Source organism: Streptomyces sp. BE303 (genome assembly GCF_036290945.1).
Lineage (GTDB): Bacteria > Actinomycetota > Actinomycetes > Streptomycetales > Streptomycetaceae > Kitasatospora.
The window spans coordinates 1-314 of the sequence record NZ_JAQYWZ010000825.1 but is presented as its reverse complement, the minus strand read 5'-3'; the positions used below and the strand labels follow the sequence as shown (position 1 = coordinate 314).

Genomic DNA, 314 nt, shown 5'->3' with positions numbered 1-314 from the left:
CCGTGTCGACGGTGACCGCCGGGCCCTCCAGACCGAAGGTGTACGACACCCGGCCCGACGCGATGCTCCCGCCGGTGCCCATGAAGCCCTCGGCACTGGCGTCCGAGGCCCCCAGCACCATCGAGTAGTCGTTGTACATCACGCCCGCGAACCCCCCGGTCCGCGAACCGCGCAGGCCCAACGGGTCGATCCCCGCCCGCGCACGCGCCCCCTGGCCGGGCCGTCCTCGCAGGGGGACGGGTCCGCGGGTGCGGTGGAGTGGCTGCCCGCGGCCCGCGACTGGCCCGCGACCGACCGGCCGCGCCGGGCCGGGG

At 77.4% G+C, this 314-nt stretch carries 1 pseudogene; it reads right to left on the bottom strand.

The features are described 5' to 3' along the window. Nucleotides 1-199, bottom strand: a pseudogene (locus PUR56_RS28740) (beta-ketoacyl synthase N-terminal-like domain-containing protein); the annotation flags it as partial. Nucleotides 200-314: the final 115 nt, after the last annotated feature.